Annotated in this window: 8 protein-coding genes; 2 read left to right on the forward strand and 6 right to left on the reverse strand. The window is 72.6% G+C overall.

Annotated features, from left to right (window positions below; translation table 11 throughout):
• Nucleotides 1-162: 162 nt before the first annotated feature.
• Entirely contained in the window at nucleotides 163-1,845 is a 1,683-nt protein-coding gene (locus ACWEFL_RS22600) for a DUF885 domain-containing protein (protein WP_451715467.1), read from the reverse strand.
• Nucleotides 1,846-2,136: 291 nt separating this feature from the next.
• Nucleotides 2,137-2,637 carry an Lrp/AsnC family transcriptional regulator gene (locus ACWEFL_RS22605; protein ID WP_451715470.1) on the reverse strand — a complete coding sequence of 167 codons (501 nt, stop codon included), beginning with the start codon at nucleotides 2,635-2,637 and terminating at the stop codon, nucleotides 2,137-2,139.
• Nucleotides 2,638-2,696: 59 nt separating this feature from the next.
• On the opposite strand from ACWEFL_RS22605, the gene ACWEFL_RS22610 reads away from it, so the two are divergent.
• Nucleotides 2,697-4,046 (forward strand): trans-sulfuration enzyme family protein, encoded by a 1,350-nt coding sequence (locus ACWEFL_RS22610; protein ID WP_451715473.1) that lies wholly within the window; start codon nucleotides 2,697-2,699, stop codon nucleotides 4,044-4,046.
• 19 nt (nucleotides 4,047-4,065) lie between these two features.
• Here ACWEFL_RS22610 and ACWEFL_RS22615 read toward each other — a convergent pair whose 3' ends face one another.
• The 4 genes from ACWEFL_RS22615 to pdxR all read right to left on the reverse strand — a co-directional run bounded on the left by ACWEFL_RS22615 (nucleotide 4,066) and on the right by pdxR (nucleotide 11,780).
• Nucleotides 4,066-5,526 (reverse strand): GNAT family N-acetyltransferase, encoded by a 1,461-nt coding sequence (locus tag ACWEFL_RS22615; protein ID WP_451715476.1) that lies wholly within the window; start codon nucleotides 5,524-5,526, stop codon nucleotides 4,066-4,068.
• 61 nt (nucleotides 5,527-5,587) lie between these two features.
• Nucleotides 5,588-8,563: a DUF7824 domain-containing protein gene (locus ACWEFL_RS22620; protein ID WP_451715479.1), complete on the reverse strand. Its 2,976-nt coding sequence runs from the start codon at nucleotides 8,561-8,563 to the stop codon at nucleotides 5,588-5,590.
• Nucleotides 8,563-9,969, reverse strand: a complete 1,407-nt coding sequence (locus ACWEFL_RS22625; protein ID WP_451715482.1) for an SWIM zinc finger family protein — start codon at nucleotides 9,967-9,969, stop codon at nucleotides 8,563-8,565. The genes ACWEFL_RS22620 and ACWEFL_RS22625 overlap by 1 nt, the downstream gene beginning before the upstream one ends.
• A 239-nt stretch (nucleotides 9,970-10,208) precedes the next feature.
• Nucleotides 10,209-11,780, reverse strand: coding sequence for a MocR-like pyridoxine biosynthesis transcription factor PdxR (gene pdxR, locus ACWEFL_RS22630; RefSeq protein ID WP_451715484.1), 1,572 nt, complete (start codon nucleotides 11,778-11,780; stop codon nucleotides 10,209-10,211).
• Between the two features lie 47 nt (nucleotides 11,781-11,827).
• Here pdxR and ACWEFL_RS22635 point away from each other — a divergent pair, with 47 nt between their 5' ends.
• Nucleotides 11,828-12,853, forward strand: a complete 1,026-nt coding sequence (locus ACWEFL_RS22635; protein WP_451715487.1) for a DMT family transporter — start codon at nucleotides 11,828-11,830, stop codon at nucleotides 12,851-12,853.
• Nucleotides 12,854-13,047 lie beyond the last annotated feature (194 nt).

The raw sequence follows: 13,047 nt of genomic DNA on the forward strand, positions 1-13,047 counted from the left end.
CTGGCGGCCGGGCCCCTTCCGCGGGCCCGGCCGGCCAGCACCGCGGGGCCGACACAGGCGGCCCCGGCGCAGGAGCCGGCAGCCGGTCGCCCGACAGCCGTCACAGCACTGCCCCGGTCGCCCGACAGCCGTCACGGCACCGGCCCGGCCGCCCTCGCGCCGCTACAGCTTCGACAACTCGTCGACCAGATCGTCGAGGCCCAGCGAGCCCTGCGACAGCGCCGCCATATGCCAGGACTTGGCGTCGAACGCGTCGCCGTGGGCCTTGCGCGCGTTCTCCCGGCCGAGCAGCCAGGCCCGTTCACCGAGCTTGTAGCCGATCGCCTGGGCGGGCATCGACAGATACCGGGTCAGCTCGCTCTCGATGTAGTCGGCCGGCCGGCCGCTGTGGCCGTTGAAGAACTCCTCCGCCAGCTCGGGAGTCCACCGCTCGCCCGGATGGAACGGTGAATCCTCGGGGATCTCCAGCTCCAGATGCATGCCGATGTCCACGATCACCCGGCAGGCGCGCATCATCTGCGCGTCGAGATAGCCGAGGCGGCGCTCCGGGTCGGGCAGGAAGCCCAACTCGTCCATCAGCCGCTCCGCGTACAGCGCCCAGCCCTCCATGTTCGCGCTGACCCCGCCCACCGACGCCTGGTAGCGGGAGAGCTGGTCCGCGACGTGCACCCACTGCGCGAGCTGGAGATGGTGACCGGGCACCCCCTCGTGGTACCAGGTCGACACCAGGTCGTACACGGGGAAGCGGGTGGCGCCCATGGTCGGCAGCCAGGTCCGGCCGGGCCGGGAGAAGTCCTCGGACGGGTTGGTGTAGTACGGGGCCGCCGCGCTGCCCGCCGGAGCGATCCGGGACTCCACCCGCCGGACCGGCTCGGCCAGTTCGAAGTGGGTGCCGTCCAGCGCCTCGATGGCCTCGTCCATCAGTTCCTGGAGCCAGACGCGTACCTCTTCGACGCCCTCGATGTGGAGGCCGTGCTCGTCGAGATGCGCGAGGGCCTCCCAGGGGCCCGCACCCGGAAGGATCTTGTCCGCCTCGGCCTTCATCTCGGCGAGCAGCCGGTGGTACTCCGACCAGCCGTACGCGTACGCCTCGTCGAGATCGAGATCGGTGCCGTTGTAATACCGCGACCAGCGGGCGTAGCGCTCACGGCCCACGGTGTCGGCCGCCCCCGCGATCGCGGGGGCATACACATCGCGCATCCAGTCCCGCAGACCGGCCAGTGCGGCGGTGGCGACACCGGCCGCCGCGTCGAGTTCGCCGCGCAGGGACTCGGGGCCGTCCGCGACGAAGTCCGCGAACCAGCTGCGGTCCGTGCCGATCCACTCGGTCATCTGGCCGATGTTGGTCCGGGTGGCCCGCGGGCCGCCGAAGAGCCTGCGCTCCAGGCCGAGCGCCAGGGAGGCGCGGTAGCCCTCCAGCGCGGCCGGCACGGCACGAAGCCGCCGGGCGATGGCCGCCCAGTCCTCCTCGGTCTCCGCCGGAGTCACCGTGAAGACCTCGCGGACCGTGTGCACGGGCGAGTGCAGGTTGCTCACCGTGCGCAATCCCTCGTCCGCGTCGTGCACGGCGAGTTCGGCCGTCAGTCGCTCCCGCAGCAACCGGCCGCAGCGCCTCTCGGCGTCACTCCCGGCACCGGGCAGCTTCTCGGCCACGTCGAGCCGGGAGAGCGTTTCCCGGGCGAGGGCGGCGAGCTCTTCCTGGCCGGCGGGGGAGTAGTCGGGGAGCCGTCCCGAACTCTCCTTGACGCCGAGGTAGGTGCCGGTGGTCGGATCGAGTTCGATGAGCGCGTCGACATAGGCGTCGGCGACCTGACGGGGTAGCTGGTCGCTGGAGAAAACTGACATGCACACATCCTCTATGAGTAGCGGGCTCCGCGTCACCATGGTCGTGGATCGGGCATCCTGGTGTCGGCCGATGGCTGGTCATCGGCCGATTGACGGTTGACGCGGGCGGCGGATCCATGGCGTGACGGCCCCGCGCCTTCCGGCCCGCGGTCGGCGGCCCGCGACCGGTGGCCTGAAGTCGGCGGTCCGGAGGCGGCGGCCCGGGGCCGTGTTCCGGAGGCGGTGGCCCGCAGGCCGTACTTCGGAGGCGGCGGTCGGCGGTCCGCGGTCCTTGGGGGCATCGTCCGGCGGTCAGCGGGACGAGGGCGTCCGGTCGCCCTTCGCCGGAGGCAGCAGCGGTCCGCACTCCCACTGCTGGAAGATCAACCGCGTCTCCACCCGGGCGACTTCACGCCGCGAGGTGAACTCGTCCACCACCAGGCGCTGTAGATCGGCCGTGTCCGCCACGGCCACATGGACCAGATAGTCGTCCGGCCCGGTGAGATGGAACAGCGCCCGCGACTCGGGCAGCGCTCGGATCCGTTCCACGAACGTACCGATCAGCTCCCTGCGGTGCGGACGCACCTGCACCGACAGCAGCGCCTGCAGTCCCCGGCCGAGCCGCGCCGGATCCAGGGCCAGCCGGTGTCCGAGGATGACTCCCGAGCGGCGCAGCCGCGTCACCCGGTCGAGACAGGTGGACGGTGCCACTCCGATTTCCGCGGCGAGTTCCCGGTACGTCGTCCGGGCGTCGTTCTGCAACAGACGGAGTATTCGCAGGTCCACCGGATCAAGGGCGACGGATTCGGTCATTCGCCGAACGTAACACGGCGACGGACCGCTACCTTCCGGTACGTGTTCACCCTGCGGACATGGAGAAAGCAGCCTTCGCCGCTCCCGTACCGCGGGCGCTGGCCACCGAAGCGGTCCACGCCGGACGCGAGGATCTCGCCCAGCTCGGTCTGCACGCCCCGCCGCTGGACCTGTCCACCACCTATCCGTCCTACGACGCCGCGGCCGAGGCCGAGCGGATCGACTCCTTCGCCGCCACCGGCGCGCGACTGGAGGGCCCGCCCGTCTACGCCCGGCTCGACAACCCGACCAACGCGCGATTCGAAGCCGCGCTCGCCCGGCTCGAAGGGGCCGAGGACGCGGTGGCCTTCGCCAGCGGAATGGCGGCGCTCACCGCCGTGCTGCTGGTTCGGGCGAGCGAGGGACTGCGCCATGTCATCGCCGTCCGCCCGCTGTACGGATGCAGCGACCACCTTCTTGCCGCGGGACTGCTGGGAACCGAGGTGACCTGGACGGACCCGGCCGGGATCGAGGCGGCGATACGCCCGGACACCGGGCTGGTCATGGTCGAGACACCGGCCAACCCCACCCTCGCCGAAGTCGATCTCGACGCTGTACGGCACGCCTGCGGCTCGGTGCCGCTGCTCGTCGACAACACCTTCGCCACGCCCGTGCTCCAGCGTCCGCTGGAGCACGGCGCGCGGATCGTGCTGCACAGCGCGACCAAGTATCTGGGCGGTCACGGCGATGTGATGGGCGGAGTCGTCGCCTGCGACGCCGAGTTCGCGGGCCGGCTGCGCCAGGTCCGCTTCGCGACCGGGGGCGTACTGCACCCGATGGCCGGATACATGCTGCTGCGTGGCATCTCCACCCTGCCGGTACGGGTCAGGGCCGCTTCCGCGACGGCCGCCGAACTGGCCTCCCGGCTCGCCGCCGATCCGCGGATCGCGCGAGTGCACTATCCGCGGATCGGCGGGGCGATGGTCTCCTTCGAGGTGCACGGCGATCCCCACCGGGTCATCGCCGGGGTGCGCCTCATCACCCCGGCGGTCAGTCTCGGCAGCGTCGACACCCTGATCCAGCACCCGGCGTCGATCAGCCATCGCATCGTGGACGAGGCCGACCGGCGCTCGGCGGGCGTCGGTGAGCGCTTGCTGCGGCTCTCCGTGGGGCTGGAGGACGTCGAGGATCTCTGGCTCGACCTCGATGCCGCTCTCGATGCCTCCGCTGACGCCTCCCTCGGCGCCGCACCGGGCGTGGAACCGGGCGTGGAACCGGGCGTGGAACCGGGCGTGGAACCGGGCGTGGGATCGGGGGAGGGGCAGCGGGAGACCGATCGGGTGCTCGCCCCGGCCGGCCGGGGATCCGGCGGCCCCGGCCACCGCGGCCGGGGTCCGCACGAGACCGTTCCGGGCTACGACGAGCCGTAGCCCGCGGGTGGCCGGGTGCTCAGCGCCCGGCCTGCTCGAACCGGGCAGGGAGATCCGCTTCCGCCCCGCCCAGTCGGGCTGTGATCACCAGAGTGCCCTCCTCGATCTGGTAGTCGAGGGGGAGACCGAGGCCGCGCATCGCGGCCACCATGCCGGTGTTGGACGACTGCGTCACGGCGTACACGCTCCGGCAGCCGGTCTCCTCGGCGAGTGCGACCAGTCGTCGCAGCAGCTCGGAGCCGATGCCCCGGCGCTGCCAGTCGTCCTCGACGAGCAGCGCGACCTCGGTCTCCTCCCCGTCCCAGAGCAGATGGCCGAGTCCGACGAGCCGGCCGGAGGCCGTCTGCACGGCGAGGGTACGGCCGTAGCGCGGGCTGAGCAGATGGTCGAGATAGCGGTGCGCGTCGCCGACCGGGCCGTGGTAGCGCCGTTGCAGAGTCCGCGCCGAGCAGCGGTCGTGCATGGCTTTCGCCGCCTCGGCATCGCTCCGGTCGGCTCGGCGGACGGTGATCGCATTCCCCTCGGGAAGCGTGAGGACGTCCTGGCCGCGCGGGATACGGGGGCCGAGCCTGGCGTCCAGCTCCACCAGCGCCCGCGCCCGCGCGAACTCCGTGGGGGTGAAGGGGAGATACGGCCGCTCGATCGTGATCGCGCCGCCACCGGGATCACGCAGCCGCATGACCGTGTCCTCCAGTACGCCTTCCACGGGCGGAAGGTCCCCGGTCGGGCGACCGGTGGGGGAGACGGCCGGCAGCGAGTGGATGGTGCAGCGCCCGAGCAACTGGCGCAGCGCGAGCGGAAGCTCCGCGGCGTCCAGTGCCGTACGGGTGGCGAGTGAGAGCACTCGGGTCGGAGCGTCGACCAGGTCGTGGGCGTCGGCGCGCTCGGACCAGGTGCCGCTGCCGCCCGCGGCGGAGACCTCCCGGTTCAGCCGCCCGATCTGGAGGGAGGCGGGGGCGCGCAGCAGGAACTCGTCGACTGTCCCCTCGGCCAGCGGATGCGTCTGGAGGGTCAGTATGTCGACGCCGAGTTCGGCGAACGCGGCGCAGAGCGCGGCCAGGCTGCCGGGCTCGTCCCGGACGGTGGTCCGCATCCGCCAGAGCACCGTCTCGTACGGCTCCCCGTCGGCGCGCGCGGGAGCCTCGGCGCCGTCCGTGCGGCCGTCGCCGCCCTCGGCGCTCTCCCCGTCGCCCGTACCATCGACGCTTTCGGTGTGGTGGAGGGCGGGGCCGGTGGTATCGGTGGCACCGGTCGGAGGGGCATGGCCGTGGCGCCGTGCCCACCAGATGTGGAACGCGGCGGTGGCGACGAACGCCAGCGCCGCGGCGATGAGCAGATACGGACCGTCGGGGGTGTGCCCGATCAGGTTGGCGACGACGTCGGCGACCGCCACCGCCGTGAACACGGCCGCTAGTTCGACGAGGTCCCGCCGCCAGTGGTGCGGGCGGCGGGCGCGTCTCGCGGATGTCACATCAGTCATGACTCCACTGTGTCCGGGGCGTGTTGCGCGGTCGCGAACGATGTGTGACTGATGGGTAAAGCTATATCTGGGCGGCTATGGGCGTTTTCAGGCCATTTTTTGGGTGGGGGGCGTCGGCTCCCCGGCGCAGCGCCGTCAGCAGCCGGGACGCCTGCGCCACCGCCTGGGACGTTCCCCGCCGTCCCGCCAGCTCCGCCAGGCCGGGTATGCCGCAGTCCGCTTCGCCGTCCGTCCCGGGGACGGGTCTCGGGCCGTCGGCGACTGTCGAACCGCCGCCTGCCGGAGGTGTGTCCGTGAGACCGGCCGCCGGTGCGTCGGTGTCCATCGGGCTGCTGTCCGTGGGGCCGGTGTCCGTGGAACCGCTGTCCGAAGGGTTGTTGTCCGTCGGGTCGGCGGCCGGATGGGGAATCGCGGCCCGAGTGGCCTGAATTGTACGAGCGGTCTGAGCCGTCTCGGCCGACTGAGCCGTCCGAGCGGCTGGAACCGCCGAGCCGCCGCACCGCTCGACGCAGTCCGCCGCCACCGCCAGGATCTCCCCGAGCCCCCGCGTCGGCGTCCCCGCTCTGAGCAGCCGGGGCAGCGCGACGGCGAGTACGGACCAGGTGGTCCCATACGCCCCTGTCGCCGCCGCCGTACGCAGGGCTTCCGCGAGGCGGTTGGTCTTCACCTTGCCGTGGCCGGTCAGCTCGGCCAGTTCATGGCCGAGCCGCGCCGTGTCCAGCTGTCCTCGGGCGGCCAGCACGAGCAGGGCGTCGACCGCCGCCAGCCGGTCGTCCGCATGGCGGTCTCCCAAGCCGACGGCCAGCGCCCGGTGCAGCGCCGGGCCCGCGGGCCCGGCCGGGGATTCGGCCTCGGCGAGCGACACCAGAGATCTGGTCACGCCCCGCTGTCCATCGGCCGCGGCCATCAGGAGTCCGGGCAGCATCCACGCGGCGAGCGCCTCACGGTCATGCGGCAGCACCGCGCGCCAGTCAGGGGCCCAGTCCGCCCAGTGGAAACAGTGCGGATGCGCTTCGAGGGCCCGGCCCAGCCAGTGGAAGGACTTGGGGAAGTCGCGCTGTATCGCCACCCGTTCGCGCGCGTCCCGCAGTCGGTGCCTCGTGTTCCGGGCTCCGCGCCGCACCAGTGAGGCCCCGTCGTCCTCGGGCTCGGGCTCGCCGCCGGTCCGCAGCACCCGGATCTCAGGAGCCTCGCCGGTGAGCCAGGCGGCGAGCCGGTCGCCTTCCCTGGTGCCCAGACGGGCCGCCGCCGCTGCCGCGTCCGACGCCGGCCCGTCCCCGCCTCGCTCGACCCGCAGCAGCGCCTGCCCGAAGTCCACGGGCGCGGGTACCGATCCGAGCCGCTGATACTCCCGGAGCCGCTCCACCAGCACGTCCGGCTCCAACGCCCCGGTGTGCCGGGTCGGGGCGGCGAGGAGGAACGGCAGCGGATCGGTCCGCAATCGGAACGCGGCCTCCCAGAGCCGGGCCTTGGTGATGCCGCCGAGGGCCTGATGCGGGCAGCGGTCGGACGAGGACCGTGCCACCGCGTCGTGGAGGGTTCGGACCGACACCCGATCGATCAACGCGGCGATCACCACCGCGATACCGTTCGGGTTCCTGCCCAAGTGCCGGTCGAGGAGGCGCTCGTCGGCCGCGCTGAGCAGCCAGTGTCCGGCCACCGCCTCCCGGAGCGCGGCGGCCAGCGGTTCCGGCTCACGGTGGCCGAGACGGACCAGACCGTCCAGGACCCGCTCGAACGCATCCGACTCCTCGCGGTTTCTCAAGAGGACCACCACCTCCTCGACCAGTTCCGCGACCGAATCCGGCACCGGAGCGACCCTGCGTGGACGGGGGACGGCGGGCAGGACCTCCTCGTACGCCTCCGGCTGATCCGCAGGCAACTCGCCGAAGGTCTGCACGGCGGCCTCACGGTGCACCGGGCTCAACAGGACCGCGCTCGCCTTCAGTTCGTCGCGCAGGCCGTCGTCAACGGCGGAGAGGTGCCGGGCCACCAGCTTCAGCGCCCGCTCCTGGACCCCGATGTCCTCATGGCCGAAGGCGTCCGCGATGACCGGCAGCAGCTCCGGGGCGGTGGCGGGATCCTTGCGCAGCACCTTGCCCAGCAGCACCAACTGAGCTCGGACCAGCTTCTTCTCGGTACGGAAGAGCACGGCCCCCGACATGTCGGCGAGGGACCGGGCGGGCAGCGAACCGTTCTCGGCGAGCCTGCCCAGCACCGCTTGCGCGTGAGCGGCCACGGCGCCGCTCCCATCGGCCGCCATGCCGACCCAGTCGGAGACCCTGGCCCGCTCTTCCTCGGTGCTCAGCTCGAGGCGTCGCAACAGGGTCAGGAAGAACCTCATCTCGTTGGGCCGTCCACCGCGCAGCAGCCGTGAGACGGAGCCGTCCACGAGTGTCGACCGTTCCAGCACGCCCGTCCCCGTAAGTTCGGTGAGCACGGTGGGCCAGTGGTCGGGGACTTCGGGGTCGGAGTGCCACTGAACGTGGTCCGGGAGGCGAGGGATTTCGAAGAGCCGGGGCACGAGGACGGCCGTGTGCGGGTCCTCGCCGAGCCGACGTAGCCCGCTCTTTCCGGTGTGCGACATCCCCCTGGCCCAGGAGGAGACATAGCCGTCGCTGGTCGGCACCGGGCACCCGGACCGTTCCACCAGCTCATGGATCAGCGGATAGTCGTCCTCGACGGTCGACGCACGGGCGGCGAGACGGTGGGCGACGTCGCCGAGCCAGACGGCATCACGGCCGCTGAGGACATCCAGCAGCAGCCTGTGCGGCACGCGGCCGTTCCGTAGGTCACGGGCTCCGATCCAGGAGGCCGTGGCCGCCGCGCCGGTCTGACAGCCCGCGCCCGAGACCAGCAGCGCGGTCTGTGTCCGGGACCTCTCCCGCCAGCGGTCCGTGCCCCAGCCCCGCACTTCGGCGCGGAGTGCCCTCAACTCCGCCAGACACGCCCTGCGCTCGGCTGGAGTCAGCGGCTTCAGCAGTACCGGAACTTCATGAGCCTTCCCGCTCCGGACGGTCTCGAGCAGTTCCCGCATCACGCACCTCCCACGGCGACACGCCCGTCGGCCGACGTGTGCGAGGCCGCGGCACGCCGGGTCATGCGGACCGAGAGCGCGTGCTTGCAGGGCCCCCGCCCGCCCTGGTGCTCCGACCACCAGGCGCAGGTGCAGCGGAGCCGCCCGTCCGCTTCCCGCACCCGGTATACGCGGGTACCGGAGACGACCGACGCCGACTCACCGTCCGGCTCCAGGGTCACGGCTCCAGCCGCGGCCAGCGCACGGGCGGCCACCAGACGCGGGTTGTGCTTCTCGGCGCGGTCGGCGTCGTACGGCAGCTCACGGTGGAAGTAGGCCGCGTCCGCGACGTCGTAGCCCACCCGGCCCGCCGTGCCGAGCCGGACCAACGCCGCCCGCACCCGCTCCGCCGGCAGGCCGGACTGCGCCGCCAGCTCCGCCGGGTCGATCTGCGGCTCCCACGCCAGCAGCACCGAGATCAACTCGGCGTCCTGGACGGCCTCCTCGGTCGCCAGGGCTTCCAGCACCCCGCCCTCGCCCGAGAATCCGCGCGCGGCCTCGGGGGAGAGCGTGAGCGTGAGCCGCATGCCCGGCAGCGCCACCTCCCAGGCGGTGGAGGTCGGCCTGCCGTCGCCCGCCGCCGGGCCGTACACCCGCAGTGCCGTCGCCTGGCGGAGCACTCGCTGCAGCGCGGCCAGCCGCTCGGGACCCGGCAGACACACGGCGCCCGCGGCGGGCCGGGTGGTCGGCCTGAGCGTCCTCCCCGCCGGGACCACCCACATCGCACCCCGTGCGGCCGTGCCGGACGACCGGGGCAGCGAACGGAGGAACCGCACTGCCTCCGCGGCCGACAGCTCCGCCCGCAGGTCGAAGCCGGCCGTGGCGACCTGGGCCTCGGCGAACCCGCGCAGCCAGCGGTCCGGCAGCGGCACCTTCTTCTCCACCACCGGGCCTTCCTCTGTGGTGACCGCCATCTCTCCCGGCCCCACCCGCAGATGGAGCGGGCTGTCCCCCGTCATCCGCGACAGGGCCTCCCGCAGGGGATTGTTGACATCCACATTGGTGGTGCCGTGCCCGGTCTCCGCGCCGCCCAGGCCGTCACGGAGCACGTCCAGCCGCGCGTACACCCCACAGCAGCCGGAGAAGGACTCGAACCGCAGCCGGTCGCCGTTCCCCGTCACCACCGGATCGAGCAAGGGGCGGGGCGTCGGACGGACATAGCGGGTGGCCGCCACGTCCGCCACCGCCAGCAGACCCCGCGCGGCGGCCTGGGGCGAGGCCAGAAACCCCGAGAAGAAGGTGGGATGCGCCTGCACGCCGACAGGGGTGAGCCCGCCCGAGGTCTGAAGGCCGAGGAGCCGGCCGTCCGCCGCCGACTCAAGGGCGGACGGCCGGGCGTAGGCGAGTGACTGCACTGTTCGCGTCATGAGAAAAACCGTAGATCCCGCCTCTGACAACCGGACCGGGAATCCGGTCCGATCCGCCCCGCCACGGCGGCACTTCACCGCCCGCCACCAGGCATTTTCCTACTGATCAAGGAGTGCGTGGCGACTTCTCGCCAGCACCGGGCGACCTCGCTCGACGGTCGGGACGGTCGGTTCGAACCGGTCCGGCCGCGACCGTCCGGCATACGGGCGGACCGTCGGCCCCGCCCGACGTTCGCTCCTCAGCCCGCCGCCTCCCGCGCCAGCAGCCCCACGCCCCGCACGATGTCGGACGGCGTCAGATGGGCGTACCCGATCACCAGTCGCACACCGGGGTCCGCCACGGGCGTCTGTTCGTGATCGGTGAGCGGACCGACCGCGACCCGGGCGCGTGCCGCGCACGCCAGAAACCGTTTCTCGGGCCCATACCGCTCGGGGAGCCGCGCGATGATGTGCAGCCCGGCGGCGATACCGCTGACCTCGGTACCCGGAAAATGCTCCTCCAAGGCGCGGACCAGCACATCCCGCCGCTCGCGGTAGGCTCGCTGACAGCGCCTCAACTGGCGGTCGTAGTCGCCGCGGTCGATGAAGTGGGCCAGCAGAGCCTGATCGACCGTCGGGTTGCCGAGATCCATCGTCCGCTTCCGTTCGACGACCTCGTCCACCAGCCGACGTGGCACGAGCAGCCAGCCGAGCCGCAGGCCGGGTGCGAGCGACTTGCTCACCGAGCCGCTGTACGCGACCCGTTCCGGATCGAGCCCCTGGAGCGCGCCCACCGGCGCCCGGTCGTAGCGGAAGTCCCCGTCGTAGTCGTCCTCGAAGATCAGACCGTCCACCGACCGTGCCCAGTCGAGGAGTTCCGCACGGCGCGCTGCGGAGTAGGCGATTCCGGAGGGGAACTGATGGGCGGGCGTGGTCATCACCATCCGTACCCCGGAGCGGAGCAGCGGCTCCATCACCAGCCCTTCGCCGTCGAGCGGCAGCGCGACCGTCTCCAGTCCAACGGCGGTGAACACGGTCCGATGGCCGGGACTCCCCGGATCCTCCTGGCCGACCAACCGCTGCCCGTGCCCGTGAAGGACGGTGCCGATCAGGGTCGTCGCCTGGGTCACGCCCGAGCACACCACCAGACACTCCGGGTCGGCCACCACACCACGCCGCCGGGTGAGCAGCGACGCCAATGCGGTACGCAGCTCGGGGAGCCCGCGCGGATCGGGGTAGCCGAGCGCCCGGTGCGGCAGTCGGCCGAGCACGGCCTTCTGCGCCGCGGCCCAAGGCGCTCTGGGGAACAGCGACAGGTCGGGCGTGCCCGAGCGGAAGCTCACCTCCGCGCCGGGAGCGTGGGGCGCGAGATTCCGCGCTGTACGGGCTCCGGCGCGCGCCGCATCGCCGACCCAGGTGCCCGAGCCGCGGTTGCTGCGCAGATAGCCCTCGGCCGTCAGCTGTTCGTACGCCTCCGTGACGAGCCCGCGGGAGACGCCGAGGTCGGCGGCGAGTTCCCGGCTGGAGGGCAGACGGGTGCCCGCCGCGAGGCGGTCCGATCTGACCGCGTCCCGCAGCGCCGACTGGAGGGTCCGGCCCCGCTGCCGGGCGGGCGCGGCGGCGGCGGGCGACAGCAGCTCCCAGGAGAACCCGGCCCAGGTGCCGGAGGACCCCGGCCCCGCCGCGACCGCTCCCGCCGGACCATGCGCGGATCCGGAACCCTGACCCGTCCCGGAACCCTGACCGGAACGCGCGCCCGCTCCGGCCGAACCCGCTCCCGAGGAGCGGTCCGCTCCCTCCGGGCTCTGTGAAGTGGTCCTCGATGACGTCATAGAAGTGGACCTTAAGGGGGACCGCCCGGAACCTTAGCGTCACTGTCATGACCCGCCAGACGAACCGCACGACCCCGCGGGCGGTGCAAGGGATCCTGCTCGTCACTTTCGCCTACAGCCTTGTGGGAGCCTCTTTCACCGCCAACAGCCTCCTCGGCGACTATCCGTACGCCGGCGGCCAGGCCGTCCGGTACGCCCTCGCCTTCCTGCTCCTCCTCCCGTTGCTCGGCGGCCGGGCCGCGCTCGGCCCGCTGCGCACCCTGACCCCACGCCAGTGGGGGAGGATCGCGCTGGTCGCGGCGGTCGGCATGGTGGGCTTCAATCTGGCGATCCTCGCGGCCGAACGGACTTCCGAACCGGCTGTGCCGGGTGTGTTCGTCGGCTGTGCGCCCGTCATCGTCGCCGTGCTCGTCCCGCTGATGAGCAGCCGCCGCCCCACCCGGCCCGTCCTGATCGGAGCCCTGCTCGTCGCCGCCGGAGCCTTCACGGTCCAAGGCTGGGGCCGTACCGACACCATGGGCATCGTCTGGTCGGTCTGCGCGCTCATCGGGGAGGTCGGTTTCGCCGTCCTCGCAGGGCCGGTGCTCCGTCCACTTGGGCCGAAGCTCCTCACGGCGTGCGTCTGCGCGGTGGCGGCCGTCGAGTCCACGGTGATCGGCCTGGTCGTGGACGGCACGGAGTTCGTCCGGACGCCCGCCCAGACGGAGGCCCTGGCGCTGCTGTGGCAGGCGGCCGTGGTCACGGTCATCGGCTTCGTGACCTGGTACATGGGACTCCAGCGCATCGGCACCGAGCGCGCCACGCTGTTCACCGGGATGATCCCCGTTTCCGCCGCCCTCACCGCGCCCCTGGTCGGCGTGGGCGCCTTCGGCGCGGCCCAGGCGGCCGGGGGTGTCCTCGTCGGAGCGGGCGCCGCGCTCGGCTCCGGAGTGTTCGGCAAGGAACGGGCGGCCACCAATACATCGGTGGAGGCCGGGCCGTCAGCGGACGCCGGAACACCCGCGGCCGGCGGAGGACCGGCCGACGGCAAGGCACCGGCCGACGGGAAGGCACCGACCAACGGCAGGACGTAGGACGTGTTGCGAAAGTCCCGTCCGGCCTGAGCCCCGCCCGGCACGCACGCTTTGCCCCGCTGCCTTCGGCGCGGGACGGACCCCCAGCGTCATCGGAGTCGCCCGAGTACGTCCCGTACGAGGGCGGCCCTCCGCCTTGTGATGGCACGCACCGGACGCCGCAGGCCCCGCTCTCCGCACGGACGGCGCTACGG

The sequence above is a fragment of the Streptomyces sp. NPDC004838 genome (assembly GCF_053600955.1).

Coding starts and splice junctions, on each gene's coding strand:
- ACWEFL_RS22600 (WP_451715467.1), bottom strand. CDS start 1,845: ATGTCAGTTTTCTCCAGCGACCAGCTACCCCGTCAGGTCGCCGACGCC.
- ACWEFL_RS22605 (WP_451715470.1), bottom strand. CDS start 2,637: ATGACCGAATCCGTCGCCCTTGATCCGGTGGACCTGCGAATACTCCGT.
- ACWEFL_RS22610 (WP_451715473.1), top strand. CDS start 2,697: ATGGAGAAAGCAGCCTTCGCCGCTCCCGTACCGCGGGCGCTGGCCACC.
- ACWEFL_RS22615 (WP_451715476.1), bottom strand. CDS start 5,526: ATGACTGATGTGACATCCGCGAGACGCGCCCGCCGCCCGCACCACTGG.
- ACWEFL_RS22620 (WP_451715479.1), bottom strand. CDS start 8,563: ATGCGGGAACTGCTCGAGACCGTCCGGAGCGGGAAGGCTCATGAAGTT.
- ACWEFL_RS22625 (WP_451715482.1), bottom strand. CDS start 9,969: ATGACGCGAACAGTGCAGTCACTCGCCTACGCCCGGCCGTCCGCCCTT.
- pdxR (WP_451715484.1), bottom strand. CDS start 11,780: ATGACGTCATCGAGGACCACTTCACAGAGCCCGGAGGGAGCGGACCGC.
- ACWEFL_RS22635 (WP_451715487.1), top strand. CDS start 11,828: ATGACCCGCCAGACGAACCGCACGACCCCGCGGGCGGTGCAAGGGATC.